This window comes from Rhizobium herbae (assembly GCF_019511375.1).
Lineage (GTDB): Bacteria > Pseudomonadota > Alphaproteobacteria > Rhizobiales > Rhizobiaceae > Pararhizobium > Pararhizobium herbae_A.
In genome coordinates, this window is the sequence record NZ_JAEUAO010000002.1 from 512,749 (window position 1) to 537,536 (window position 24,788).

Sequence of the window (24,788 nt, forward strand, 5' to 3'; positions counted from 1 at the left end):
TCATCTTTCGATTTCGCCAAGCACGACCTGCTCGTGTTCGATCGAATGCTGGATAAGCCGCGCCCAGATATCCTCGTAGAAGTCGGGGTCGAGGCCGGCTTTCTCGGCGTTTTTTCGCGCATTGCGCCGAACCTCATTCACGCGCGCGGGGATGTCAGCCTTCAGTCCGGCCGGTTTCTTGAGCTCGGCTGCCCGGTCGATATAAGCCCAGCGCTCGGCAAACAGGCTCATCAACGCCTTGTCCAGCCGGTCGATCTCGGCGCGGATATCCGCCATCGAGGTGCAGTCTGCCGGACTTTTCTGCATGTGGGGTCTCCGGGGTCAGGTCTTGCGGGCCACTTGGGGCAGGCCGTTCTCGACGCTGCTTATCAAGCCATCCGGCTCCTGAAAAGCTGAAAACCCGATGCCGGGCCAAACGGTCGCGGGCAAGCCTCGCGAAAGCCCTCGCCTCTAGTGTGCGGCAAACGGAGAAATTTCATGTTCGCCCAGCCGAAACTGACGATTTGTGTGCCCTCGCGTAACCGCCAGCGTTACTTCCAGGAAACGATCCGAAGCCTGCTGATGAATCTCAGAGCGGATATCGAGTATGTCTTCGCCGATAATTCGGACGACCCTTCGATCATGAACAGCTTCATGGAAGACGTTGTTGCCGATCCGCGCGTCAAATATCTCCCGTCGGGTGACCGGGTGTTTTCGATGGTCGAGAACTGGGATCGCTGCGTGGAGGCGGCCACCGGCGAATTCATCTGCATGATCGGCGACGACGACTACGTCGATGCCAATGTGGCGGACCTTATCAGCCGCTCGCAGGCGGAGCACAACGTCATCGACGTATTCGTCTGGAGCCGCCTTACCTACAACTGGCCCGGTAATCGTCCCAATCACTGCAACGTCTCCGCACCGCTTGGCACCGACGTGCATAAGCTGCCACGGGCGTGGCTGTATCAGGAGTTCTTCTCTTGGAGAGGAAACACGGCGACCCCCAATATGGCCTTCGGCTTCTACCACGGCGCGGTCTCCAAGCGCGTGATGGACAGGATCAAGGCGAAGTTCGGTGGAAAGTACTGCGAATACCCGGTCGTCGATTTCGAGAACGTGTGCAAGGTGCTCGTGACGGCCGAGCACATGTTTTATTCGGAGCGCCCCTTCTCGGTTCTTGGCTCCTGCGCGGAAAGCAATTCCGCGAAAATCAAGCTGACGGACAAGGTCAAGGATCAGCACGCGGTATTCATGAAGGAGACGGGGCGCAACATTGATGAAGACCCGCACATGAAGCATTTCCCCTTTCCTTCGGCCTTGGGATTGGCCGCCTGCATCGCGCAGACGCAGCACTGGTTCCTGACACAATATGGCTACAGCCCGATGGCGGGCTGGGAGGCCAATTTTGCCGAAGCCTGCGGCATGAGCTGTGGCATCATGGGAAGCCGGCAGGACTTCGACAGGACTGTCGCAGGCTACCGTGCCGCTTTCGGGAAATGGAAGGGCGGAAAATATCTGAAACATTTCAAGCCAGTTGATTATGTCGAGCCAACCGGATCGCTGTTCTTCACCGGCGTTTCCAACAACCATCTCTATATCGACGAGGAGATCGGCGGCGTAGAGACGCCGGCAGAACTCTACCATCTGGTCAATCAGATGCTGGCGCATCAGGAAGCGCTGAACCTGAACTTCAACGAGCACTTCAAGTCCGCCTGAGGCCAGGCACGACCGGTTGGGAGATTTGCGGAAAGTCCCGCTCCACGGCAGACCCGGTACCGACAGCGAAAAGGATGCAATGCATGATGCAGAATGAAGTACTCATTCCCGCTTCGGCGAAGGAAGATTTCATCACCAAGGGCTACACGATGCTGCCGCAGTTCTACGATGCGCAGCGCGACGTCGCACCGATCCAGGAAGGCATCCGCGTCATCCTGGAACTGATGTGCCGCAAATATAATGTCGATGCCCCGACGGACACGTCCTGGAATGCAATGACCAAGGCCTATCCGGCGCTGATCGCCAGGAACCGTGCCTGGGGCGGCGAGGTCTATGATGCCGTCAAGCAGATCCCGGCCTTCATGCAGCTTGTCACCAAGACGGTGAACCAGACGGTGTTCCAGCACATGCGGCCCGGCTCTATCCCCGGCATTGCCGCCGGCGGCTACGGCATCCGCATCGACAATCCGGGCGAGGAAAAGTTCCGAGCCCAGTGGCACCAGGAGTTTCCAAGCCAGCTTCGCAGCCTCGACGGCATCGTCTTCTGGACCCCGCTTTTGCCGGTGACGCCGGACATGGGGCCGGTGCAGATTGCGGAGGGGTCTCATGCCGAGGGGCTGATCCCGGTCTATCGCGACGATGCGGGCCTTGGCAAGACCGGTGCCTATGCGCTTTTCATGGACAAATGCGATGCGCGGCTGGCGAAATACGAGACGGTGGCGCCGCTCACCCAGCCGGGCGACCTGATCCTCATGGATTTCCTTACCATGCATCAGGGCGGGCACAATGTTTCGGCGATGCCGCGCTGGAGCGTCCAGTTCCGTTACTTCAATTTCGCCGATCCGCTCGGCACCCGCATCGGCTGGGTCGGCTCCTTTGCCGCTGGCGTCGATTTCAGCAAGGTGCTGCCTGAACTGGTAACGGATGGCGAGGTCGAGGCATGACGACCTGCCGTGTCTGCGCATCGCCGCTCGGTAAAGTCGCCTATGAAGCCTCGGCGCCGGCGCTGACCTCGATGATGGCCTTCATCGATATCCCCACACTGGTTTTCGTCTGTGACGATTGCGGCCACGCGCAATGCGCTGACCTGCCCGATATCGAGACCTTCTACGATACGACCTACCGGATTTCGCTGGAATCTGATGACCACGACCAGATTTTTGCCGTGGCGGCGGACGGCAGCCCGATCTACCGCACCGACCATCAGGCCGCCATCGGCCTGCGCCTGCTGGACCTGCCGCAAGGCGCCTCGATTCTCGACTATGGTGCCGGCAAGGCCACGACGCTGCGCAAGATGTGCACGGCACGGCCGGACCTGCATCCTCATGTCTTCGATGTCAGCCGGGACTATGTGCCGGCGTGGGATGGCTGGGTCACGGGCGAAGATCAGGCGACCTATACCGTGCCGGAGGCTTGGGCCGGTCGGTTCGACGCCATTATCAGCCATTTCGTCATCGAACATGTCGCCGAGCCGGTTGCCTTTCTGAAGACGCTGCACGCGCTTCTGGCACCGGGCGGCCGCGTTCTTCTCTCGATGCCGGATGTTGCCGCAAATCCCGGCGACATGACTGTCGCCGATCACCTCAATCATTTTAGCACCGCATCGCTGAAGCGCGCACTTGCCTCGTCGGGGTTTGCGCTGGAGACGATCGACAGTACGGCGTTTCCCGGCGCGTTCTTCGCGGTTGCCATGCGGTCCGAAGTGCCGGTGGTGATCGAGGAAGATCGCTGGGAAGCAACGGCAGCGGCCGCCAAGGCCAAGGAGATCTGCGCCTTCTGGAAGCAGGCGACCAACAGGCTCGACGGTGCGGCCAAGCAGTTTTCCGGCAAGCGCGCGGCAGTCTACGGCTCGGGTTTCTACGGCAGCTGGATCTGCAGCCGGATCGAGGCGGATGTCGACTTCAGGGTCTTTCTCGACCAGAACCCGAAACTGCAGGGATCGACGCTTTTCAATCGCCCTGTCCTTTCACCGGCCAATCTCGATGAAGACGTCGATGTCGTCTTCGTCGGGCTCAATCCGCTGAAGGCTCGCGCGGCAATTGCCGGGCAGGCCGCGCTGCACCGACCCGGACTGGAACTCGTCTGGATCGAGGGCTGACGACAGGCAGTAGCCAGCCTCGGGAAAGGCTCCGCCTGTAGTTTCGATTCTTCTAATGTCCGCACAGAGGCGCCGGTGGCGGTGCTTGCGCGGCCTTTGGCAATACTTGAACGGGTCATGAGCCGGAACATCGTTATCTCACAGTCGATGTATTTTCCCTGGGTGGGGCTGCTTGAGCAGATCCGGCTCGCGGACGTCTTTGTGCATTACGACGACGTGCAATATTCCAAGGGCAGCTTCAGCAACCGGGTCCAGGTCAAGAGTGTCAACGGCGTCAACTGGATGACGCTGCCGCTGCGCGACTACCATCTCGGCCAGCGTATTGACGAGGTCATGCTGGACGACAGGACCGACTGGCGCGGCAAGCACCGGGAAATCCTGCGACAAGCCTATCTGAAGGCGCCCTTCCGCGACGAAATGCTGGCGCTGGTGGACCGCGTGTTTACCCAGGCAGCGGCAACGGTCGCCGATATCTCGCGCCAGTCCATGCTCGCGCTGGCCGCCTATTTCGGCCTCGATCGTCCAACTTTCGTCTGTTCGACCTCTTTGCCCGTTCCGGGCTCAAGCAGCGAGCGTGTCTGCGAAATCGTTTCGCATCTGGAAGGCACGGTCTACATCACAGGCCATGGTGCGAGGAACTATCTCAATCACACGCTGTTCGAGGACAAAGGCATTTCCGTCGAATACATGGGCTACGAGTGCACCCCCTATCCGCAACTGCACGGCGATTTCACCCCGTACGTCACCGCTCTCGACCTCGTCGCCAATTGTGGCGCCGCAGGAGCCGCGATGATTCGTTCGGGAACGATCGGCTGGAAGGAATTCACCCGCTAAATCAGGGATCGCGGTGATTGTCGGAGAACCTCGGAGCACAACAAGCAGCCCGCTAAGGGCGCGCTTCTGTCAGGAGCCTCTCCAGTAGCAGCACGTCATGGGCGTTGCCGTCGCGATCCCGAAAATGATCTTCCAGCGTACCGACGACCCGAAATCCGGCTGCGTGATAGACCTTGAGTGCAACGAGATTGTCTTTGCGGACTTCCAGAAGTAGCTTTGCCAGCATCAGCTCTTCGCAGGCAAGTCTCGTCAGTAGTGCTACGGCGGCATGGCCGCGCCCGTGTCCACGGGCGCTATTCAGCAGGGCAAGCCCACCATAGCCGTGACGATTGCGGCGGTGTATCTGGCTGATTTGAACAAAACCGAGCGCTTCCCGGGTCGTGGCATCAGCGACAATCCGGAATGCCCCGTCGTTGCGCCGCCGTTCGATCCAGCTTTTCACCGCCGCGTCGTCGGTCGCGTCCGGTATAGCCATCAGCATGTCCTGGATCGCCGCATCGCGGCGAATGTCGGCGAGGACATCGAAATCGGTGTCCTGCGGCTGGCGAAGGACGATAGATGCCTCGCCAGCTGCGGGAAAGCCGATCATTTGCGGATGCACCGGACATATCCCCCGGGGGAACTGGAGAGGACAAGCTTGCCATTGATGACATCATCGGGCTGGAAGCGATCGGTTTCTCCAAGATACGTATTCAATGCGGTGAGTGGCTCGTCACCAGGATGCCAGATCTTGGAGCGCTTCGTCGGTGTTTGCGCCGCTTCCACACGCCCGAGCAGTGTGTCGGCAACGACCAGGAACTGGCCCTCGGTCACCAGCGGGCCGTAATGGCGCAGTTCGTCGAGCACGTGATCGCGGCTGTGATCGCTGTCGAGAACGACCATGACGGAGCCGCCGGCGGGAATAGAAGCCTTCACTTTGGCAAGCGTTTCTGCTGCGGTTGACGGACCTTCGATCAGTTCGATCAAGGGCGACATCGGGTGTGTTTCGATCGCCTCGCGATTATGGGCGCGGATATCGATATCGACGCCGATCACCTTGCCCTTGCCGATCAGCTTCAGCATGGCCGCCATCATGATCATCGAGCCGCCGCGTGCAACGCCGGTTTCGATGATGACGTCCGGTTTCGCTGCCCAGATGACTTCCTGCGTCGCCATGACGTCGGCCGGCATCTGGATGATCGGCACGCCGAGAAACGACCAGAGATAGGAATAGTCGTATTTGTCGAGCGCAACGACGGTCTCGACGGACTGGCGAAAGGCGTCGTCGTCCCTGCCAAGCGCCAGGCACATTTCCTGCTTGTGCGCTTCGAATTCCTGGCGATCGTCTTTGACTGGCATGTGATTTAGCGCCTTTGTCTTTCAAAAATAACTGTCTAACGCCGCGGAAGGCGGCGAGCGATACGCCTTTGTTTCAAGCGGATTTCGCCAGGATTGGTTCACCGGCATGACTTTCGATTAAGCCGAGGATGACGTCGGTCACGCGGCCGATTTCCTCGTCGGTCATATCGTGATAGCTCGGCAGATTGATGGCGCGTTCCGGGATGTCCCAGGCGTTCCGGTTACCGCGTTTTTCGGCGAACATCGGCAGGCTGGATAGCGGATGGAAGAAGACTCGGGCGTCGATATCGGCTTCGCTGAAAGCCTGCCGCAGCATTTCGCGGGTAATGCCCATGTCGCGGTCGAAGACCGCGGTCGGCATCCAGGCACCGTTCACAGTGCCCGCTTCCTCGGGGTTCAGGCTGATGCCGTGACAGGCCGCGAGCTTGCCGGCATAGCTTGCCAGGATTTCCCGCTTGCGGGCAATGAGGCCTTCGATGCGCTCCAGTTGGCCGCAGCCGAGAGCGGCCTGGATGTTGGACATCTTGTACTTGAAGCCGACTTCGTCGGGCCAGAACTGCTTTATCTGGCCACGGGCCCTGCCGTGATTGCTGAGCGTCAGGACCCTTTCGAACAGATCGGCGTCGCTGGTGACGAACATGCCGCCTTCGCCGGTCGTCAGCGTCTTGGTGCCGTGAAACGAGAAGGTGCCGAACAGGCCCATCGATCCGGCGCGGCGATCGTGCCAGACCGAGCCGATCGCTTCGGCGGCATCCTCGATGATCGGGATGCCATGGCGGCGGCCGATATCGAGCAGGCGCTCCATGTCACAGAGGTTGCCGTAGATATGTGTAGCGATGATCGCCTTGGTCTTGGGCGTGATATGGCGTTCGGCATCTGCCGGATCGATACACCAGCTGTCGGCCAGGATATCGACGAAAACCGGCGTTGCGCCGAGATGAACGAGGGGTGCTGCGGTGGCGATCCAGTTGGTGTCGGCGAGGATCACCTGGTCCCCCGGGCCGATGCCGAGAGCTGCAAGGCCCATATGCATGGCACCGGTGCAACTCGACGTGGCGATCGCGTGGTTGACGGCGAGATGCTTGCGAAAGCCGTCTTCGAACCGGACGATATAGTCATAGCAGCGATCGCCCCAGCCGTTGGCGGCTGCGTCGGCAGCGTAGGCGACCTCAAGCTCGGTTATCGAGGGCTTCGTGTAGCAAATTCTCGGTTTCTTCGTGCTCATGCAGCTTTGCCGTCTTTGTCGCGCAAAGCGCCACCGCAGATCAGGCCGACGGGAGCCATCATCTTCCTGGCGATCGCGTAGAATTCGGCCGGTGTCTGGGCTCCGCCAACGAAGCGGTCAATCAGCAGCGCGCCATTATGCAGGCCGCGCCGTGTATCCTTTGCCCGCGCCTCGTGGAATTCCGGACGAAAGAGCGGCGCCAGATGGCCGCCCTCGAATTCCGTCAGCGCAGCGAAATAGGCATTGCCCTTGTTCGTGTAGGAAGCCCGGTCGGTCTCCATCATACAATCGATCACCAGTGCCCGCACGAAAGCCTGGCCGCCGCCGGTCCAAGGGCTGCCGAGTTCGCGCAACACATGGAACTGGGCTTCGGCGACGGCAGCGGTGAGGCCAAGGCCGGCATGGAACGGGAAGTTCCAGGGGTGCAGCGGAGGCTGAGGGATGAAAGGCGTCGTGCTGATCACCGACATCGGCCTGGCGCTGAAGGCCAGTTCGTTGGCAAACAGCAGGACTTTTGCAGCCCATTCATATTGCGGCACCGGCGTGGACCAGTCCTGCGGTTCGGGCTGCTGCAGGATGGTATCCACCAGCGAGCGACGAATGGCGGCGTGAAAGAGGCCGAACGGCATCTTCGGGCTGTTCAGGCTGCCTTCCCAGGTGAAGAAAGCCTTCAGCATTGCCGTCTTGTCGAAAGTACTGATGTGATAGCTTGTCGGGATCGCGACCGAGCTTGCCTTGCCCGGTTCCGCATGGGGATCGATCTGAAAAGCGTTCCAGGCAAGAGCATCCGTGCCCGGCGAGCTTGTTTCGAGAAAGGTGACCACGGCGGACAGGTCGCTTTCGAGCATATCGCCGGGATTGACCAACGTCACCCAGTCGCCCGCCGTCGCAGCCACCGCGTGGCGCCACAGAAGCTGGCGGGTCGTTTCCCGACCCGTATCGGCGATCCTGACGCGTCTGTCGCTGGACACCGCGCCGAGAAGCGCATCGGAGAGCGCGATCCCCGCCGGTTTTGCCAGGACGATTTCAATGTCCGCGCCACGATTTTCCAGAATGGCGGTCACGAGCGGCAGGGCATCCTGCGCGGCGGTTTCCACGGGGATGCAGATCGAGAGTTTGGTCATGGCTTGCCTCGTGCCTGTCGCGGTCCTTGCCGGACTGCCACCGCGAGCAGCCAATCCGGAAATGGTCACATCAGCAGGCAAGTAACTTCTGCGCGGAGGAGGGTGCGGTCCTGTCCCCCGCTGGAAGCCATTGCCTGCCGACGTGTGATCGAGAGGTAGCGCAGGAAACTTGAGCGAGGCTTTGCAGTTGGCGCGTCGCCTCACGCGCCGAGCGTGAGCTTGATGGCGAAGCCGACGATGCTGACCGTGGCGACGCCGAGCAGCCAGAGGCCGACGAACCACAGCAGTTTTTTTCGCAGGCCGTTCTCGGTCATCAGTGGTAACCCTCCTCGGGATCGACCTTTCCGCGAAAGACCCAATAGGCATAGACAGTATAGATCAGGATGATCGGCACCAGTACGAGGGCGCCAACGAGCAGGAATAAAAGGCTCGCGGCGGGCGCCGCCGCATCCCAGATGGTGACCGACGGCGGCACCATGAAGGGATAGAAGCTGATGCCGATGCCGGCGTAACCGAGCACGAACAGGCCGAGTGCTGCAAGGAACGGTTGGGCGTCACGCTTGCCGCGGATGCCCGTAACGAGCAGAGCGAAGCATCCCAGCACCAGAGCCGGCACGATGACGCTGAATAAGGCCGTCGGCCAGCCGAACCAGCGCTCCAGATATTGCGGCTTGAGGAACGGCGTCCAGAGGCTGACGATGCCCATTGCAGCGATGGTGGCAAAGCAGGTGCGCAGCGCAATCCTGCGGGCCTTTTCGGCAAGGGCGCCGGTGGTCTTCATGATCAGCCAGGTCGAGCCGAGCAGGGCATAGCCGATCAGGATTGCGAAGCCGGTGGCGATGGAAAACGGCGTCAGCCAGTCCCACCAGCTGCCGGCATAGGCGCGGTTGACGACAGGGATGCCCTGAACGAGCGCGCCCAGCGCGATGCCTTGCGAGAAGGCCGCGAGCGCCGAACCGCCGGCAAAGGCCCAGTTCCACAGGAATTCGCCGCGCTTGGTGCGCCAGCGATATTCGAAGGCGACGCCGCGGAAGATCAGGCCGAGCAGCATGGCGATGATCGGTGCGTAGAGCGCCGGCAGGATGATCGAATAGGCCAGCGGAAAGACCGCCAGCAGGCCACCGCCGCCCAGCACCAGCCAGGTCTCGTTGCCATCCCAGACGGGAGCGACGGAATTCATCATCACGTCGCGGTCGCGCTTTTCGGGGAAGAACGGAAAGAGGATGCCGATACCGAGATCGAAGCCGTCGAGGATCACATAGGCGAGCACGGCAAAGGCGATGATGGCAGCCCAGATGAACGGAAGATCAATGGCCATGATGGGTGCTCCTATGCGCACTTCCAGCATGTGCGCCGGCAGCGGGGCCGGGCATTATGCCTGAAGTCCTGATTGGCCCGTCTTCGAGATCGGGCATCGGATCGCGCGGCAGGCGCTTCATCAGCCGCAGGATGTAGAAGGTGCCGGCACCGAAGACAAGGAAGTAGACGATGATGAAGGCGATCAGCGAGGCGGCGACGGCGGGTGCTGCGATCGGCGAGATCGAATTGGCCGTCAGCATCTGGCCATAGATCGTATAGGGCTGGCGGCCGACCTCGGTGGTGATCCAGCCGGCGAGCACGGCAACGAAACCGGCAGGACCCATAAAGACGGCGGCGCGATGCAGCCCGTCGCTGCTGTCGAGAGTGCCTTTGTACCGACACCACAGGCTCCAGAGGCCGATGCCGAGCATCGCGAAACCGAGGCCGACCATGACGCGGAAGGACCAGAAGATCACGGCGACCGGCGGATGGAGGTTTTCCGGGATGGTGTCGAGGCCGGAAAGGGGCGCATTCAGGTCGTGTTTCAGGATCAGGCTGGAGAGCTTGGGGATCTCGATCGCATAATCGACCCGCTTCTCGGCCGAATTGGGCAGGCCGAACAGGATCAGCGGCGCGCCGTCCGGATGGCTCTGATAGTGGCCTTCCATCGCCATCACCTTGGCTGGCTGGTGTTCCAGCGTGTTGAGGCCATGGAAGTCACCGGCGAGAATCTGGACCGGGGCGACGATCGTCGCCATCCACATGGCCATCGAGAACATGGTGCGCGAGCGGCGGGGTGCGGTGTTTTTGAGGAGGTGCCAGGCCCCGACCGCGCCGACGACGAAGGCCGTGGTGAGATAGGCGGCAAGCACCATGTGGACGAGGCGGTATGGGAAGGACGGGTTGAAGATGACCTTCCACCAGTCGACCGGAATGAACTGCCCGGCCTCGTTCATGCCGAAGCCTGCAGGCGTCTGCATCCACGAGTTCACCGCAAGGATCCAGGTCGCGGAGATCAGTGTGCCAAAGGCGACCATGAAGGTGGCAAGGAAATGCAGTCTTGGACCGACCCGGTGCAGGCCGAAGAGCATCACGCCGAGGAAGCCGGCTTCGAGGAAGAAGGCGGTCAGCACCTCATAGCCCATCAAGGGCCCGATGACGGGTCCTGCCTTGTCCGAAAAGACGCTCCAGTTGGTGCCGAACTGGTAGGACATGACGATGCCCGAGACGACGCCCATGCCGAAGGCGACTGCGAAGATCGTCTTCCAGAAATTGAACAGGTCCATGTAGACCTGGTCCTTCTTCCACAGCCACAACGCTTCGAGCACCGCGAGATAGCTCGCAAGGCCGATGGAGAAGGCCGGGAAGATGATGTGAAACGATACGGTGAAGGCAAACTGGACCCGGGCGAGCAACGTCGCGTCAAAGCTTTCGAACACAGCACAATCCTTTCGAGGTGGCCGCCGTCTCTTGTCTCTCGGCCCGGCCCCGCCTGTCCCCGGCCTGGCGGATATGCGCGGCGCCTGAACCCTTGAGACATAATCTGCGGCAGCGGTGCGAAAGGTCAATGACGAGGCTGCAACCACAGTGTCACACTGCGACAATCTTTCGCCTGCGGCATAGTTGCCTCCGGTTACCTGCAGGGGCGATGGTTCACATTTTCATCAACTACACGCGTGTTTTGAATCTGATTTTCTTAAAAATGCGAGTTGCGTAAAATTGTAGCTGTCGGCTTAAGCGGCCCGCAAACTGTCATCCCTATGTTAGTCCTATCGGAGAACGAAACCGGCCAAACGGTTCCGCTGCATGAAGCGCTTCCCCGTCGCCGGAATGAATCCGGCACAGAGAACCGACGCCGTCCGGACAGGGACAGACGAACGGACAAAACCAGGGACAGGGTCATGCTGAAAGGAATCTCCATCGCGATCGTCATGTCGATCGGCATTGCCGCAACGGCTGCCACGCCGTCGCAGGCCATGAGCATTTCCTCCGCCGCTCGCTCCATCAGCGCTTCCATGCCGGTGCGCACCATCGAGTTCAGCGAGCGGACAACGCTTTCCAACCAGCTTTTCTGCCTGCTATACGGCAATGACTGCCGCACCTCGGGCCGCAACGTCGTTGCTTATACGAGCAAGCTGCGCACGGTGCTGGCTTCGGTCAACCGGACCGTCAACCGCGCCATGCCGGATATCCGCGCGCGCCGCGAATTTCTTTCGTTCTATCCGCTGCCGGGCGCCGGCGACGATCATGCGATGATGAAGCGCAGCCAGCTGATCCGTGCCGGCCTGCCGGCAGGCGCCATGCGCCTCGCCAGTGTCACGACTTCGCAAGGTCGCAGCCATTCCGTGCTGGTCGTTTCGACATCGAGCGGCGAGTTCGTTCTCGATCACCGCCAGGCGTCGGTCCTGAAACGCCGCGACACCGGCTACAGCTTCGCCGCGTTGCGTTCGGTTCGCTTGTTCGACTGATCGGTGCCGCACTTAGGAAGCAGCAGCTTCGATCCTGACTATTGCCCAAGACTGTCCCGACTTGCCGCAGGAATGTCCCTTCCTGCGGCCTTTTTCGTCTATGTGCGGGTGAGATAGGCTTCTGCCAGTTCGGTCCAGAAGGCGGCGCCGATCGGCAGCAGGTCGTCGTTGAAATTATAGGCTGGGTGATGCAGCGGCCTTTCGTTGTCCGATGTCGCCGAGCCGAGGTAGAAATAGCTGCCCGGTCTTGCCTGCAGCATGTAGGCGAAGTCCTCGCTGCCCATGTAGGGGCGGGGGAGCTCGATAACCTTGTCGGCACCGGCGAAGCGCAGGGCAAGGTCACGGACGAACTCGGTCTCTGCCTTGTGGTTGATCGTCGCGTCGTAGCTGCGCAGGTAATCGACTGTCGCGGTCATGCCGAAGCTCGTTGCCTGGTTTTCGGCGATGAGGCGGATGCGGCGTTCCAGTTCATCGCGAACCTTCGGCTCAAACGAGCGGATGCCGATGACGATCTCGGCGCGTGCGGGAATGATGTTGCTGGCCGAGCCGCTATGGAAGGAACCGACGGTGACGACGGAGGGGTCCATCGGGTGGATATTGCGCGAGACGATCGATTGCAGCGCCATGACGATCGAGGCGCCGCAGACGATCGGGTCGGCGGTGTCCTGCGGTTCGGCGCCGTGGCCGCCGCGGCCGTGAACCGTGATCTTGCATTCGTCGACGGCCGCCATGACCGGGCCTGCGCGGAAAGCCAAGTGGCCGAAGGGCAGGCCGGGGTCGTTGTGAAGCGCGAAGACGGCATCGCAGGGGAATTTTTCAAACAGGCCGTCATCCATCATCAGCTTGGCGCCGCCGAAATTCTCCTCGGCTGGCTGGAAGATGAGATGCACGGTGCCGTCGAAATTCCTGCGTTCCGCAATGGCGCGCGCAGCGCCAAGCAGCATGGTCGTGTGCCCGTCATGGCCGCAGGCATGCATGAGACCGGGCGTTTTCGATGCGTATTCGAGCCCGGTTTCCTCGAAGATCGGCAGGGCGTCCATATCCGCGCGGATACCGATCGATCGGTTGCTGGCGCCGTTCTTAAGCGTGGCAACCAGTCCGGTCTTGGCAAGGCCGCGCGTGACAGTGTAGCCGAGACCCTCCAGGCAGGTCGCGACGAAATTCGAGGTGCGAACTTCCTCCAGGCCAAGTTCCGGGTGGGCGTGCAGATCGTGACGGATGGCGACCAGATCCGGCATGGAGTTGGTTAGGTTCACGTTGAGGGTCATGTCAGGCACCACGGGTTGGGATTCGATTTTCGAGATAGCGGAAAGCTATGACGAGAATGCCGGTCAAGCACATGTAGATCAGCGCAAGAAGCAGAAGCGGCTCATAGGTGATGTAGGTGTCCTGCCGCACCTTGGAGATGACAGCATAGACGTCGATGACCGTGATGGTAGCAACGAGCGGAGTCGCCTTCAACTGCAATACGGTCTCGCCGTTCAGCGTCGGCAGGGCGCGGTGGATGGCGCGTGGCAGCCAGATACGGCGAAAAAGCGTCCAGCGGCTCATGCCGTAGGCACGGGCGGCTTCAAGCTCGCCGGCGGGCACTCCGGCAAAGGCGCCCCGCATGACTTCGCCTTCGTAAGCCGCAAACGAGATCGTCAGGGCGGCGACGCCGTAGGGCCAGGATTCACGCAGGTAGGGCCAGAGGAAGGAATGGCGGATCGCCGGAAACTGCGGGAACAGCGAGCCGAGGCCGTAATAGAGGAGCCAGAGCTGCAGAAGCAGCGGCGTGCCTCGAATGATCGTGCAGAAGCCGCTGGCCAGCGTCTTCAATGGCCAGGGACCGGTCACCTGCACGAGCCCGAGCGGCACGGCGAGCAGGAAGCCGAGGATCGAAGTGCTGAACAGCATGGCGAGGGTGACGACAATGCCATGGCCGAGCCGCGGCAGATATTGCGGCAGCCAGTCCCAGCGCATGAACCAGACGACGCAGAAAACGAGGGCAGCGGCAATGACGAGAAGCACGATGCGGTGCGGCTTGAAGAAGCTGCCGGCGGTCGGCAGGTCTTCCGGCGTGATCGCCATCGCGTGCGTCGTGACGTCGGTCGTGTTGGTCATGACTGCTCCACGAAACCACGCCGGGAGTGACGCTCGATGATTCTTATCAAGACATTCGAGAAAAGTGTCAGCGCCAGATAGAGAGCGCCGGCGGCGCAGAAGAACAGGATATACGCCTTTGTCGCGCCTGCTGCCTGCCGGGTCACGAGCGTCAGTTCGGAGAAGCCGACGACGGCAAGCAGGGCGGTGTCCTTGGTGGCGATCAGCCAGAGATTGGAAAGACCGGGGATCGCATAGGGCAGCATGGCCGGCAGGGTGACGCGGGTCATGACCTTGAACGGCGACATGCCGTAGGCGCGGGCGGCCTCGATCTGTCCGGCCGGCACGGCCTTGATGGCCCCGCGCAGGACTTCGGTGGAGTAGGCGCCCTGAACGACGCCGATGACGAAGATGCCGGCTGCGAGGCCGCTGATATCGACGGTGCCGATGCCGACCAGGTTGAGCACGTGGTTGAGAGCGTCGGTGCCGGCGTAGTAAAGCAGGAGGATGAGAACAAGCTCGGGAACGGCCCGCACGATCGTCGTGTAGCATTCCATCAAGTCGCGCAGGATCGGGCCGCCGTAAAGCTTGCCGAAGGCGCCGCCGACGCCGAGCAGAAGGCCAAAGGCATAGCCGCCGATGGCAATCTGGACGGAATTCACCAAGCCGTTGAGGAGTACACCGCCCCAGCCGGGCGGCGCGAGCGCGAGAAGGCCCCAGTTGATGATTGAATCGGCTGCCATTGACCTCGATCTTTATCGACGTGTTTGCCCCTCACCCTAACCCTCTCCCCGCAGGCGGGGAGAGGGGACGCTCGAGCTGCCGCTTGTTCGCTCTCCCGTTCAAAGGGGAGAAGGCGCCCGGCAGTACGGATGCGGGGCTCGCGTCACAAGCCTCATCACTCGCCGTAGATGTTGAAGTCGAAATACTTCTTCGAGAAGGTATCGTAGGTGCCGTTTCCGCGGATCGCCTTGATCGCGGCGTTGAGCTTGCCCTTCAGCTCGTCTTCACCCTTGCGCAGTCCGATGCCGACGCCGGCGCCGAGGATGGCCGGATCGTCCTTGACGTTGCCTTTCATTTCGCAGCAGTCCTGGCCCTGGTCGCTCTTGAGGAAGGCATCGAGCGCGATCGCGTCGGCCTGCACGGCATCGATACGGCCGGCGGCGAGGTCGTTGTTGGCTTCGTCCTGCGTCTGGTATTCCTTCACCGTCGCGCCGTTCTCGCCGAAATACTTGTTGGCGTAATCCTGATGGACGGTCGAGACCTGGACGCCGATCGTCTTGCCTTTCAGGCTTTCCGGCGTGGCTTCGAAAGTTTCGCCCTTCGGGCCGATGATGCCGGTGGGCGTGTTGTAATACTTGTCGGAGAAATCGATCGTCTTCAGGCGTTCCTCGGTGATCGACATCGAGCCGATGATGATGTCGATCTTCTTCGAGGTCAGCGCCGGAATGATGCCGTCCCAGGCGACGGGCGTGATCACGCAGTCGAGCTTGGCCTCGGCACAGACGGCCTTCTGGAATTCCACTTCCCAGCCTTCCCAGTTGCCGGAGGCATCCGGCGAGGTGAAGGGCGGATAGGGCTCGGCGGCGAAGCCGACCTTGATCTGTTCGGCCGAAGCGGCTCCGGCGGCAGCGATGCCGAGAGCGAGCGATAAGGCGATGGTCTGAAACGTCTTTTTCATGCTGTTTCCCTTTTTTGATTTTAGTGGATGGAGCTGATGAATTTCTTCAGGCGTTCCGATTGGGGGTTGCCGAAGATCTCATCCGGCGATCCCTGTTCCTCGATGACGCCATCGGCCAGAAAGACGATGTGATTGGCGACGTTGCGCGCGAACTTCATTTCATGGGTGACGAGGATCATCGTGCGCTTTTCGCGGGCCAAGTCGCCGATGACGGTCAGCACTTCTCCGACCAGCTGCGGATCGAGCGCCGAGGTCGGCTCGTCGAACAGCATCACCAGCGGCTGGATCGCCAAGGCCCGCGCGATCGCCGCGCGCTGCTGCTGACCGCCGGACAGGAAGGCGGGATAGGCGTCTCGTTTCTCGAACAGGCCGACGCGGCGCAGAAGCGCCTCGGCCGTTTCAATCGCCTCGTCCTTGGATTTGCCGAGCACGTGGACCGGAACCTCGATGACGTTCTGGAGGATGGTCATGTGCTGCCAGAGATTGAAGCTCTGGAACACCATGCCGAGCTGGGTGCGCAGCCGTTGGACCTGTTTGCGGTCCGACGGCATGAGGCCGCCATAGCCGTCCTTCTTCATGGCGATGGTTTCGCCATGAATGGTGACCGATCCGGATGTCGGCAATTCGAGCATGTTGATGCAGCGCAGGAACGTCGACTTGCCCGAACCGCTGCCACCGATGATGGCGATGACGTCGCCCTCATGTGCCGTCAGGGAAACGCCCTTGAGCACTTCGAGCGGCCCGAAGCGTTTGTGGAGGTTTGTGACCGCAATCGCCTGGGCTGGTTTCGTCATGAAAAATCTGCCCCGATGAGGCAGAGAGCTGGTGTCGAACGCATGAAAACAGTTCCCCTGATTCTCTTTTCGTGCGGCATTTTTGCCTGTCACGCTGTTCCATGGAGGCCATCGTGGCACTTGTGCGGAAATTATTCAACCGTATAATAACGCCGACGCTGCTTTTTCTGGCAGCCCCGCCACAGGATCAAATTTCCAAGAGGAGTAGACGATGACGGCTTATGGTTCGCAGGAGATGTCGGCCAATCTGATGCGCGTGCTGATGCGTCGGCCGGGTGCGAGCCTTGCTTCTGCCGATCCGGTCAAGTGGCACTATGGTCCGACCTTCGATGGCGAGAAGGCGGTGCGCCAGTATCATGAATTCGCAAGCCTGGTGGAAAAGTCCGGTGCTGAAATCCTCTGGCTGGAGGACAAGGGAGACGGTCTAGCCGACGCGATGTTCACCCATGATCCGTCGCTGATGTCGGATCATGGCGCCGTCCTGCTGCGCATGGGCAAGCCGTTGCGTGAAAAGGAAACGGCGCTTCACGAGGCAGCCTACAAGAAGGCCGGCATTCCGATCCTCGGCCGCATCGAATCTCCCGGCACGGTCGAAGGCGGTGATTGCATCTGGCTCGATGCCGAGACGCTGATCGTCGGCCGCGGCGTGCGCACCAACGAGGAGGGCATTGCCCAACTCTCGCAAATGCTCGAGCCGCACGGCATTACCGTTCTCGGCTACGACCTGCCGCTCTGGCACGGGGAGGAAGCCTGCCTGCATCTGATGTCGGTGATGAGCCCGCTGTCGCGCGACCTGGCACTGGTCTTTGCGCCGCTGCTGCCGGCATCCTTCTACCAGTTGCTGAAGGAATGGGGCATCACCCTGATCGAGGCGCCGGCCGACGAATTCCATGCCAGCAACGGCCTCAGCCTCAACGTGCTGCCGGTCCGGCCAAACGAGGTGATCATGGTTGCGGGCTTCCCCAAGACCAAGGCGGCGATGGAAGCCGCCGGCTGCAGGGTCGAGACCTTCGAGGCCGACGCGCTCTGCATCGCCTGCGAGGGCGGCCCGACCTGCCTGACAAGGCCGGTTCTCAGGCGGGCTGCATGAACCGCCGGACGTTCCATCGCGCGCCGGAGGGAGAGCGCCGGCAGGAACTGATCCGGGCAACGCTCGATACGATTGCCGCGCTTGGCCTGAAAGCCGCGACCGTGCGTGCGATCGCCATTCGGGCAGGCGTGACGGCGGGACTGGTCCGCCACTATTTTGCTTCGAAGGATCAGATGGTGGCCGAGGCCTATCGCTTCATGCTGACGACGTTCGCGGCCAAGGCGGCGGACATTGCCGGTGATCCGCGAATGCGGCTGAGAAAGTTCATCACGCTCAATCTCACCGCCCCGGTCGCCGACAGCCACAGTCTGTCGCTTTGGGCGTCCTTCATCAGCCAGGTGCGGGTGGATCCGGAACTCGCCGCGATCCACCGCGACGGCTATCTCGGCTTTCGCAACGACCTGCAGGGGCTGATCCGCGATTTCCTCGAAGCGGAGGGCCGGCCAGCCGGTGAAGCGGACTGCCGCCGCCATGCGATTGCCATCAACGGCATGATAGACGGGCTGTGGCTGGAGGGATGCCTTGCGGGAGAACTCTTCGAGGAGGCGGAACTGGTGGCAATCGCGCTGTCGTCGATCGAGGCGCTGCTCGGCCTGCCTATCGGCCCGGACGACGAAGCAAATACCGTGCCGGAACGGGCCGGCGACGCGACAACAGCTTGATTTAGGGCAGGAGAAAGCCATGCGTTACTCATCGATCACCGACCGCCTGGCCGATCTGGGCTCGGAGAAATGGGCGCTGCACATCCACGCACGGCAGATGCAGGCTAGCGGAACGGATATCATTCAGCTGACCATCGGCGAGCCTGACATGCCGCCGGATGCATCGTTGCTTGCCGAGGCGCAGCGGGCGATGAATGCGGGACGCTATCGCTATTCCAACGGTCGCGGCGAGCCATCGGTGGTTAGCGCGTTGGCGGCACGCTACGCCAGGCGGCGCCCGGACGTGACGGCGGAAAACGTGCTGTGCTTTCCCGGTACGCAGACGGCGCTGTTTGCCGTGATGCTCGGCCTCGTCGAAGCGGGTGACGGCGTGCTGGTCGGCGATCCGCTCTATGCGACCTATGACGGCGTTATCCAGTCGACCGGGGCGCACCGCGTTACGGTGCCGCTGAAGCCCGAGCACGGTTTCCACATGCAGGCGGCGGATCTCGAAAAGGCGGTGACCCCGACCTGCCGGGTGCTTCTGCTGAACACCCCCCACAACCCGACGGGCGCGGTGCTGACGGTTGAGGAGATCGCAGCCATTGGCGACGTCTGCCGCAGGCACGACCTCTGGATCGTCTGCGACGAGGTCTATGAGGAATTGATCCTCAACGGCACGTTTGCCTCGCCCTTCGACAATCCGGACCTTGCCGAACGGACGATCGTCGTTTCGTCGATTTCCAAATCGCACGCCGCGCCGGGCTTCCGCAGCGGCTGGGCGATCGGCCCGGCGGACTTCGCCAATCGGCTGCTGCCGGTGTCCGAAACCATGTTGTTCGGCGTCCAGCCCTTCATTGCCGACATGACGGCCTATGCGCTGACCCACGAGATCGGCACGGCTGCCGCCATGCGTACCGCCTACAAGGCGCGGGCCGACCGGATCGTGCAGGGACTTCAGAACGCTCCCGGGATCGTGCCGCTGCCACCGCAAGCCGGCATGTTCATCCTCGTCGATGTGGCCGGCACCGGCCTGACGGGTGACGCCTTCGCCTGGAGGCTGCTGGAGGAAGAGCATGTGGCGGTCATGCCGGGAGCTTCCTTCGGCAAGGAGGCAACATACTTCATCCGGGTCAGCCTGACGGTACCCGATACCGCGATCGATGAAGCCTGCGGGCGCATCACAAGGCTGGCGATCCGCCTTCTTTCACCCAGGGAGCGCCGCGCGTGATCGAAACGATGAAGACTGTCGGCGAGGTGCTGGTCGATCTGCTCGAAGCCAATGGGGTCGAAGTCGTCTTCGGCATTCCGGGCGTGCATACCGTCGAGCTCTATCGCGGCCTTGCCGCCTCGAAGATCCGCCACGTGACGCCGCGCCACGAGCAGGGTGCGGGCTTCATGGCCGACGGTTATGCGCGCGTCAGCGGCAAGCCGGGCGTTGCCCTGGTCATCACCGGACCGGGGCTCACCAACACCATCACGGCGATGGCGCAGGCGCGACAGGATTCCATTCCGATGCTCGTGATCTCCGGTGTCAACCGGCGGGATTCGCTCGGCCATGGCCGCGGCCTGCTGCACGAGTTGCCGGACCAGCACGGCATGATCAAGACGCTGGCGCTCTATTCGCAGACGCTGCTCAATCCGCCTGATCTCGCTTCCGTCGTCGAGCGCGCCTTTGCCATCCTGACTTCAGGCCGCCCGGGGCCGGTGCATATCGAAATCCCGACCGACGTGATGAGCGCTTCGATTGCGATCCCTGCTCTGCGCAAGGCGACAGCCACTCGGCCGCGGGCCGATGCCGAGACCCTGCAGAAGGCGGCCATCCTGTGTGGCGATGCGCAGCGCCCTGTCATCATCTGCGGTGGTGGTGCGATCACGGCGGAGGCGGAGATAAGGGAACTGGCTGAACGCATTGGCGCGCCGGTGGTCATGACCGTCAATGCGCGCGGCATGCTGGCGAGTCATCCGCTGCGGGTGCCGGCGAGCCCGAGCCTGAAGGCCGTGCGGTCGCTGATTTCCGACTCGGATCTGGTGATCGCGCTCGGCACCGAAATGGGCCAGACCGACTACGACATGTATGCCGATGGTGGCTTTCCGATCCTCGGCAATCTGATCCGGACCGATATCGACGCCGCCCAGCTGGCGCGGGGCCCGCATGCGGCGCTGTCGATCCTGTCGGGTGCCAAGGCTGCGACGGCCGGCATGCTGGTGTTCCTGACGGCGAAGCCTGCCGTCAAGGGCAAGGAGCGGGCGGCGGCGACACGCAAGGCGGCGCTGGCCGAACTGACGGCGAAGATGCGCACGGAGATCGCCGTCATCGATGCCATCTACCACGCCCTGCCGGACTGCACGATCGTCGGCGATTCGACCCAGGCCGTCTATGCCGGCAATCTCTATTGCGATGCGCCGCGCGCCAAATCCTGGTTCAACTCGGCGACCGGCTTCGGTGCGCTCGGCTATGCGCCGCCAGCATCTGTTGGTGCTGCCGTGGCTGATCCGGGAAAACCCGTCGTCTGTCTCGTCGGTGACGGCGGCATCCAGTTTTCGCTGGCCGAACTCGGTTCGGCGGCGGATGCCGGTGCCGATGTGATCTTCCTCGTCTGGAACAATGACGGCTATCAGGAGATCGAAAGCTACATGGTCGGGGCCGGGATCACGCCCGAGGGCGTCAGGCCCTCGGCGCCGGATTTCCTGCTTGCGGCCGGGGCCTATGGCGTGCCGGCCGTGCGGCTTTCCAAGGTCGGCGATCTTGCCGCAGCGCTGGTCGAGGCACGCAAATGCGGCGGTCCGTCGTTGATCGAAATTCATCAGACGCGAACGGCGGGTGTGACGGCGTGAGGATGTTCAATCGCGGTACCGGGTGGTAAGATTTGACTTTGGCCACGTCTGGTGGTTTTTAAGCCCGCTTGTGCGCTGAATCGGCGCGCAGTCCGGCGATTTGCAGTGAAAACTGCCGCCAACGGGAAGGACGATGTCCTTGATGGACACCAACGGCAACAGGATCGATCGCAGCCAGGCAGGCAAGCTTTTTGCCGTGCTCTGGATTCTGGCGGCCGCACTTGCCATGCAGTTCGTCGCCTCGGCACAGATCTTCTCGTCACGCTTTTCCGCGCAGCAGAGCGCCGGCAATTTCTCGGTTCCGGAAAGCGGCACGTCCGACACGACACTGTCGCGGCAGGTGGTACGTGCCTTTCCTGTCGCCGATCTTCGGTTCGTGGCGGATCGATCGGACGGCAAAGCGTCCCCCGGCGGGCCCGGGCCGTTTGTCTTGCCGGCTCCGGCCTTCGTTTCAGCCGCCGCTTACGGCAGCATGCCCGTCATCGCTCTTGCCGGCGCGGCGACACCAGGGACGCAGGGGCTCGCGACCCGCGTTCGCGGTCCCCCGGCGCTCAGCGCCTGATTGCTGCCCTGGCGGGCAGTTTGCGCGTCAGCGCGTCTTTCTTTTTATTCGTCACCCTGTTGTCCCGGGCCTCGCCGGAGGACGCGGGCTATAATGGAAACTCAACATGCGCACTTCGAAATGGGCCGTCCTGGCCTATGTCGCGATTATCCTCTTCGGGATACTTGCGGCGCTTCCAAACGTTTTGCCGGTGGCTGTGCAACAGCAATATGCCGCCTTCCTGCCGGTCAACCCGGTTACGCTCGGCCTTGACCTGAAGGGCGGCTCGCATCTGGTTCTCGAAGTCGATGCGGCCGGCCTGCGCAAGGCGCGGCTGAACACGCTGCTCGACGATATCCGCGGCGCGCTTCGCGCCGAGCGGGTGCCGACCTCTTCGGCTCGCATCGCCGGCGACTCGATCGCCGTCAAGATCGCCGATCAGGCGGATCGCGACAAAGTTCTGCCGAAGATCCAGGAACTGGCTATACCGGTCGGCACTCTCGGCTTCGGCACGGGGAACTCCGATATCGAGGTCACGACGGCCGACGACACGATCACGGTGAAACTGACGGAGGCTGGTCTGAGCGAACGCATGACAGCGGCGGTCGACCAGAGCCTCGAGATTATCCGCCGCCGTGTAGACCAGGTCGGCGTCGCCGAACCTCTGATCCAGCGCGTCGGTTCCGACCGCATCCTCGTTCAGCTTCCCGGCCTGCAGGACCCGACCCGTCTGCGCCAGCTTCTCGGCTCGACCGCGCAGATGAGCTTCCATATGGTCGACACCTCGGTCGATCCGAACACCACGACACCGCCGCGCGGCGTCGACATCCTGCCGGGCGCCAACGACGGCGCCAAATATGCGGTAGAAAGCCGCGTGGCGATTTCCGGCGAGCGCCTGGCCGACGCCAAGGCCGGGTTCAACCAGCAGACCAACGAACCGATCGTTTCCTTCACCTTCGACAGCCAGGGTGCGCGGCAGTTCGCCGAAATCACCCGCGACAATGTCGGCCTGCCTTTCGCAATCGTGCTTGACGGCAAGGTCCTGACGGCGCCGCGCATCAACGAACCGATCCCGGGCGGCCAAGGCCAGATCAGCGGCAATTTCACTGCCCAGGAAGCAACCGTTCTCTCGGCTTTGTTGCGCTCCGGCGCCCTGCCGGCACCGCTCACGATCATCGAAGAACGCTCCGTCGGTCCGAACCTCGGCTCGGATTCGATCCGCATGGGCATCTATACCGGTCTGGCCGGCTTTGCCCTCGTCGTCTCCCTGATGGTCGTCCTTTACGGTGCCTGGGGGATGATCGCCAATATCGGTCTACTGCTGCACACGATCCTGACGATCGGCGTGCTCGGCATGCTCGGCTCGACACTGACGCTGCCCGGTATCGCCGGTATCATCCTCGGTATCGGTATGGCGGTTGACGCCAACATCCTGATCAACGCCCGTATCCGCGAAGAAACGGAAGGCGGGGCAGGGGCGATGAAGGCGCTCGATATTGGCTTCAACAAGGCCTACGCGACCATCATCGACAGTAACGTCACGACGCTTTCCGGTACCATCCTGCTCTTCATGTTCGGCACCGGCCCGGTTCGCGGCTTTGCCGTCACGATGATGCTCGGCATCGTCATCTCGATGTTCACGTCGGTGACCGTCGTTCGCCTGCTGATGCGCGAAGTCGTCGTGCGCCGGAAGATGAAAAAGCTCGAGATCCCGTCGCTGTTCGGCGGCGTGCCACATTTGCCGAAGATTTCCTTCATGAAGGGCCGCTACGTTGCCATCGGCATGTCGGCCTTCCTGTCGCTGAGCTCGGTCGTCCTGTTCTTCACGCCGGGCCTCAACTACGGCATCGACTTCTCCGGTGGTATTCAGGTGGAGACCACGTCGAAGAGCAAGCTGGAACTGGCAACCCTGCGCCATGAGCTCGAAGGGCTCAACATCGGCGAAGTGGCCCTGCAGGAATTCGGCCAGGGACAGTCGGTCCTGATCCGCGTCCAGCGCCAGCCGGGCGGCGAGCAGGAGCAGACGGTTGCCTTGAACAAGATCAAGGACACGGTAAGCAAGGTCGTGCCGGATGCGAGCTTCGAGCGCACCGAAGTGGTCGGCCCGACGATCTCGGCGGAACTCGCGCGCTCGGGCTTCCTTGCAGTCGCACTCGCGATGCTGGCGATCCTGTTCTACATCTGGTGGCGGTTCGAATGGCACTTTGCCGTCGGCGCCATCGCGGTGCTGCTTCTCGACATCACCAAGACGATCGGCTTTTTCGCGCTTACCGGGATTGACTTCAACCTGACAGCCATCGCCGCTCTTCTGACGATGATCGGCTATTCGGTGAATGACAAGGTGGTGGTCTACGACCGCATGCGTGAAAACCTGCGCAAGTACAAGTCGATGCCGTTCTCCGAGCTGATCGACATGTCGATCAACCAGGTGATCGCACGATGCATCTTCACCTCGATGGCGACGGCGCTGTCGCTGGTGCCGATGGCGATCTGGGGCGGCGACGCCGTCAAGAGCTTCGCCTGGCCGATGATCTTCGGCGTGATCGTTGCCACCACCTCGTCGATCTATATCGGCGGCCCGATCCTGCTCTTCCTCAGCCGCTGGTGGAAGGACCGCGAAGCGACGCGTTCGCCAGGGATCGAAACCGCGAAGAGTTGATCGCTTTCAATCAGAAAAATCAAAAGGGCGGCCCCGGCTGCCCTTTTTTTGTCCCACCGAGCACCTACATAGTCTTCACGAATGGACGAGAGGAGTGCTCCGACGTTAGATTTCCATCCTTCAGTGCTGCAGTTTTTGAACACATTTTGCTGCATGCGACGGAGATTGCGAACGAAAGAGTATTATTTTCCGAAACTCACCAATGGTAATTGACTAAATTGGTGGTCTATTCTATTTTGTGATCATCCGCTGCCGGTTGAACCGAAGCGGTCGTCTGTAACTTGCCCCGGAAAAACGCCAACCGGGTCCTAGCCGAAGGAGAGAGCCATGTTTGCTAATGCCCGCATCGCCGTCTTCCACGGCACGCGTTCCTATTGTCGC

At 61.8% G+C, this 24,788-nt stretch carries 23 protein-coding genes; 11 read left to right on the plus strand and 12 right to left on the minus strand.

The window, feature by feature from the left end:
- Positions 1 to 306 carry a chorismate mutase family protein gene (locus tag JNB71_RS09685; protein WP_220371607.1) on the minus strand — a complete coding sequence of 102 codons (306 nt, stop codon included), beginning with the start codon at positions 304 to 306 and terminating at the stop codon, positions 1 to 3.
- Between the two features lie 171 nt (positions 307 to 477).
- Between JNB71_RS09685 and JNB71_RS09690 the strand changes: the two genes are divergently transcribed.
- From JNB71_RS09690 to JNB71_RS09705, 4 genes are all read left to right on the plus strand, one after another.
- Complete coding sequence (locus tag JNB71_RS09690; protein ID WP_220371608.1) at positions 478 to 1,695, plus strand: glycosyltransferase family 2 protein; 1,218 nt, start codon at positions 478 to 480, stop codon at positions 1,693 to 1,695.
- 83 nt (positions 1,696 to 1,778) lie between these two features.
- Entirely contained in the window at positions 1,779 to 2,639 is an 861-nt protein-coding gene (locus tag JNB71_RS09695; RefSeq protein WP_223215810.1) for a phytanoyl-CoA dioxygenase family protein, read from the plus strand.
- Entirely contained in the window at positions 2,636 to 3,793 is a 1,158-nt protein-coding gene (locus JNB71_RS09700) for a class I SAM-dependent methyltransferase (protein ID WP_220371610.1), read from the plus strand. Before JNB71_RS09695 ends, JNB71_RS09700 begins: the two co-directional genes overlap by 4 nt.
- Before the next feature lie 117 nt (positions 3,794 to 3,910).
- The gene (locus tag JNB71_RS09705; protein WP_222857235.1) at positions 3,911 to 4,627 is read left to right on the plus strand and encodes a WbqC family protein; all 717 of its coding nucleotides are present in this window, start codon (positions 3,911 to 3,913) and stop codon (positions 4,625 to 4,627) included.
- A 52-nt stretch (positions 4,628 to 4,679) separates the two neighbouring features.
- On the opposite strand, the gene JNB71_RS09710 is transcribed toward JNB71_RS09705, so the two are convergent.
- The 6 genes from JNB71_RS09710 to JNB71_RS09735 all read right to left on the minus strand — a co-directional run bounded on the left by JNB71_RS09710 (position 4,680) and on the right by JNB71_RS09735 (position 11,052).
- Positions 4,680 to 5,228, minus strand: coding sequence for a GNAT family N-acetyltransferase (locus tag JNB71_RS09710; RefSeq protein WP_220371612.1), 549 nt, complete (start codon positions 5,226 to 5,228; stop codon positions 4,680 to 4,682).
- Complete coding sequence (locus tag JNB71_RS09715) at positions 5,213 to 5,965, minus strand: cephalosporin hydroxylase family protein (RefSeq protein ID WP_220371613.1); 753 nt, start codon at positions 5,963 to 5,965, stop codon at positions 5,213 to 5,215. The genes JNB71_RS09710 and JNB71_RS09715 overlap by 16 nt, the downstream gene beginning before the upstream one ends.
- Before the next feature lie 73 nt (positions 5,966 to 6,038).
- Positions 6,039 to 7,190 (minus strand): DegT/DnrJ/EryC1/StrS family aminotransferase, encoded by a 1,152-nt coding sequence (locus tag JNB71_RS09720; RefSeq protein WP_220371614.1) that lies wholly within the window; start codon positions 7,188 to 7,190, stop codon positions 6,039 to 6,041.
- Positions 7,187 to 8,314, minus strand: coding sequence for a hypothetical protein (locus JNB71_RS09725; RefSeq protein WP_220371615.1), 1,128 nt, complete (start codon positions 8,312 to 8,314; stop codon positions 7,187 to 7,189). The genes JNB71_RS09720 and JNB71_RS09725 overlap by 4 nt, the downstream gene beginning before the upstream one ends.
- Positions 8,315 to 8,627: 313 nt before the next feature.
- Positions 8,628 to 9,632, minus strand: coding sequence for a cytochrome d ubiquinol oxidase subunit II (cydB, locus tag JNB71_RS09730; protein WP_220371616.1), 1,005 nt, complete (start codon positions 9,630 to 9,632; stop codon positions 8,628 to 8,630).
- Positions 9,622 to 11,052 (minus strand): cytochrome ubiquinol oxidase subunit I, encoded by a 1,431-nt coding sequence (locus JNB71_RS09735; protein WP_220371617.1) that lies wholly within the window; start codon positions 11,050 to 11,052, stop codon positions 9,622 to 9,624. Before JNB71_RS09735 ends, cydB begins: the two co-directional genes overlap by 11 nt.
- A gap of 462 nt (positions 11,053 to 11,514) precedes the next feature.
- On the opposite strand from JNB71_RS09735, the gene JNB71_RS09740 reads away from it, so the two are divergent.
- Positions 11,515 to 12,081, plus strand: coding sequence for a transglutaminase-like cysteine peptidase (locus JNB71_RS09740; protein WP_220371618.1), 567 nt, complete (start codon positions 11,515 to 11,517; stop codon positions 12,079 to 12,081).
- A 98-nt stretch (positions 12,082 to 12,179) separates the two neighbouring features.
- Here JNB71_RS09740 and JNB71_RS09745 read toward each other — a convergent pair whose 3' ends face one another.
- From JNB71_RS09745 to JNB71_RS09765, 5 genes are all read right to left on the minus strand, one after another.
- Complete coding sequence (locus JNB71_RS09745; RefSeq protein WP_220371619.1) at positions 12,180 to 13,349, minus strand: M20 aminoacylase family protein; 1,170 nt, start codon at positions 13,347 to 13,349, stop codon at positions 12,180 to 12,182.
- 1 nt (position 13,350) lies between these two features.
- Entirely contained in the window at positions 13,351 to 14,184 is an 834-nt protein-coding gene (locus tag JNB71_RS09750) for an ABC transporter permease (RefSeq protein WP_220371620.1), read from the minus strand.
- Positions 14,181 to 14,906, minus strand: coding sequence for an ABC transporter permease (locus JNB71_RS09755; protein ID WP_220371621.1), 726 nt, complete (start codon positions 14,904 to 14,906; stop codon positions 14,181 to 14,183). The genes JNB71_RS09750 and JNB71_RS09755 overlap by 4 nt, the downstream gene beginning before the upstream one ends.
- 155 nt (positions 14,907 to 15,061) lie before the next feature.
- Entirely contained in the window at positions 15,062 to 15,844 is a 783-nt protein-coding gene (locus JNB71_RS09760; protein WP_220371622.1) for a transporter substrate-binding domain-containing protein, read from the minus strand.
- 20 nt (positions 15,845 to 15,864) lie between these two features.
- The gene (locus JNB71_RS09765; RefSeq protein ID WP_220371623.1) at positions 15,865 to 16,638 is read right to left on the minus strand and encodes an ABC transporter ATP-binding protein; all 774 of its coding nucleotides are present in this window, start codon (positions 16,636 to 16,638) and stop codon (positions 15,865 to 15,867) included.
- Positions 16,639 to 16,849: 211 nt separating this feature from the next.
- Here JNB71_RS09765 and JNB71_RS09770 point away from each other — a divergent pair, with 211 nt between their 5' ends.
- The 6 genes from JNB71_RS09770 (at position 16,850) to secD (ending at position 24,407) form a co-directional block, all read left to right on the plus strand.
- Complete coding sequence (locus JNB71_RS09770) at positions 16,850 to 17,728, plus strand: dimethylarginine dimethylaminohydrolase family protein (protein ID WP_220371624.1); 879 nt, start codon at positions 16,850 to 16,852, stop codon at positions 17,726 to 17,728.
- On the plus strand, positions 17,725 to 18,390 hold the full coding sequence (locus JNB71_RS09775) for a TetR family transcriptional regulator C-terminal domain-containing protein (protein ID WP_220371625.1): 666 nt from the start codon (positions 17,725 to 17,727) through the stop codon (positions 18,388 to 18,390). Before JNB71_RS09770 ends, JNB71_RS09775 begins: the two co-directional genes overlap by 4 nt.
- A 19-nt stretch (positions 18,391 to 18,409) precedes the next feature.
- Positions 18,410 to 19,600, plus strand: a complete 1,191-nt coding sequence (locus JNB71_RS09780) for a pyridoxal phosphate-dependent aminotransferase (RefSeq protein WP_220371626.1) — start codon at positions 18,410 to 18,412, stop codon at positions 19,598 to 19,600.
- Between the two features lie 8 nt (positions 19,601 to 19,608).
- Positions 19,609 to 21,207 (plus strand): 5-guanidino-2-oxopentanoate decarboxylase, encoded by a 1,599-nt coding sequence (locus JNB71_RS09785; RefSeq protein ID WP_220372233.1) that lies wholly within the window; start codon positions 19,609 to 19,611, stop codon positions 21,205 to 21,207.
- Between the two features lie 133 nt (positions 21,208 to 21,340).
- On the plus strand, positions 21,341 to 21,769 hold the full coding sequence (locus tag JNB71_RS09790; protein WP_220371627.1) for a hypothetical protein: 429 nt from the start codon (positions 21,341 to 21,343) through the stop codon (positions 21,767 to 21,769).
- A 106-nt stretch (positions 21,770 to 21,875) separates the two neighbouring features.
- Complete coding sequence (gene secD, locus JNB71_RS09795) at positions 21,876 to 24,407, plus strand: protein translocase subunit SecD (protein ID WP_220371628.1); 2,532 nt, start codon at positions 21,876 to 21,878, stop codon at positions 24,405 to 24,407.
- Positions 24,408 to 24,788: the final 381 nt, after the last annotated feature.

Coding starts and splice junctions, on each gene's coding strand:
- JNB71_RS09685 (WP_220371607.1), bottom strand. CDS start 306: ATGCAGAAAAGTCCGGCAGACTGCACCTCGATGGCGGATATCCGCGCC.
- JNB71_RS09690 (WP_220371608.1), top strand. CDS start 478: ATGTTCGCCCAGCCGAAACTGACGATTTGTGTGCCCTCGCGTAACCGC.
- JNB71_RS09695 (WP_223215810.1), top strand. CDS start 1,779: ATGATGCAGAATGAAGTACTCATTCCCGCTTCGGCGAAGGAAGATTTC.
- JNB71_RS09700 (WP_220371610.1), top strand. CDS start 2,636: ATGACGACCTGCCGTGTCTGCGCATCGCCGCTCGGTAAAGTCGCCTAT.
- JNB71_RS09705 (WP_222857235.1), top strand. CDS start 3,911: ATGAGCCGGAACATCGTTATCTCACAGTCGATGTATTTTCCCTGGGTG.
- JNB71_RS09715 (WP_220371613.1), bottom strand. CDS start 5,965: ATGCCAGTCAAAGACGATCGCCAGGAATTCGAAGCGCACAAGCAGGAA.
- JNB71_RS09720 (WP_220371614.1), bottom strand. CDS start 7,190: ATGAGCACGAAGAAACCGAGAATTTGCTACACGAAGCCCTCGATAACC.
- JNB71_RS09725 (WP_220371615.1), bottom strand. CDS start 8,314: ATGACCAAACTCTCGATCTGCATCCCCGTGGAAACCGCCGCGCAGGAT.
- cydB (WP_220371616.1), bottom strand. CDS start 9,632: ATGGCCATTGATCTTCCGTTCATCTGGGCTGCCATCATCGCCTTTGCC.
- JNB71_RS09740 (WP_220371618.1), top strand. CDS start 11,515: ATGCTGAAAGGAATCTCCATCGCGATCGTCATGTCGATCGGCATTGCC.
- JNB71_RS09745 (WP_220371619.1), bottom strand. CDS start 13,349: ATGACCCTCAACGTGAACCTAACCAACTCCATGCCGGATCTGGTCGCC.
- JNB71_RS09750 (WP_220371620.1), bottom strand. CDS start 14,184: ATGACCAACACGACCGACGTCACGACGCACGCGATGGCGATCACGCCG.
- JNB71_RS09755 (WP_220371621.1), bottom strand. CDS start 14,906: ATGGCAGCCGATTCAATCATCAACTGGGGCCTTCTCGCGCTCGCGCCG.
- JNB71_RS09760 (WP_220371622.1), bottom strand. CDS start 15,844: ATGAAAAAGACGTTTCAGACCATCGCCTTATCGCTCGCTCTCGGCATC.
- JNB71_RS09765 (WP_220371623.1), bottom strand. CDS start 16,638: ATGACGAAACCAGCCCAGGCGATTGCGGTCACAAACCTCCACAAACGC.
- JNB71_RS09770 (WP_220371624.1), top strand. CDS start 16,850: ATGACGGCTTATGGTTCGCAGGAGATGTCGGCCAATCTGATGCGCGTG.
- JNB71_RS09775 (WP_220371625.1), top strand. CDS start 17,725: ATGAACCGCCGGACGTTCCATCGCGCGCCGGAGGGAGAGCGCCGGCAG.
- JNB71_RS09780 (WP_220371626.1), top strand. CDS start 18,410: ATGCGTTACTCATCGATCACCGACCGCCTGGCCGATCTGGGCTCGGAG.
- JNB71_RS09785 (WP_220372233.1), top strand. CDS start 19,609: ATGAAGACTGTCGGCGAGGTGCTGGTCGATCTGCTCGAAGCCAATGGG.
- JNB71_RS09790 (WP_220371627.1), top strand. CDS start 21,341: ATGTCCTTGATGGACACCAACGGCAACAGGATCGATCGCAGCCAGGCA.
- secD (WP_220371628.1), top strand. CDS start 21,876: ATGCGCACTTCGAAATGGGCCGTCCTGGCCTATGTCGCGATTATCCTC.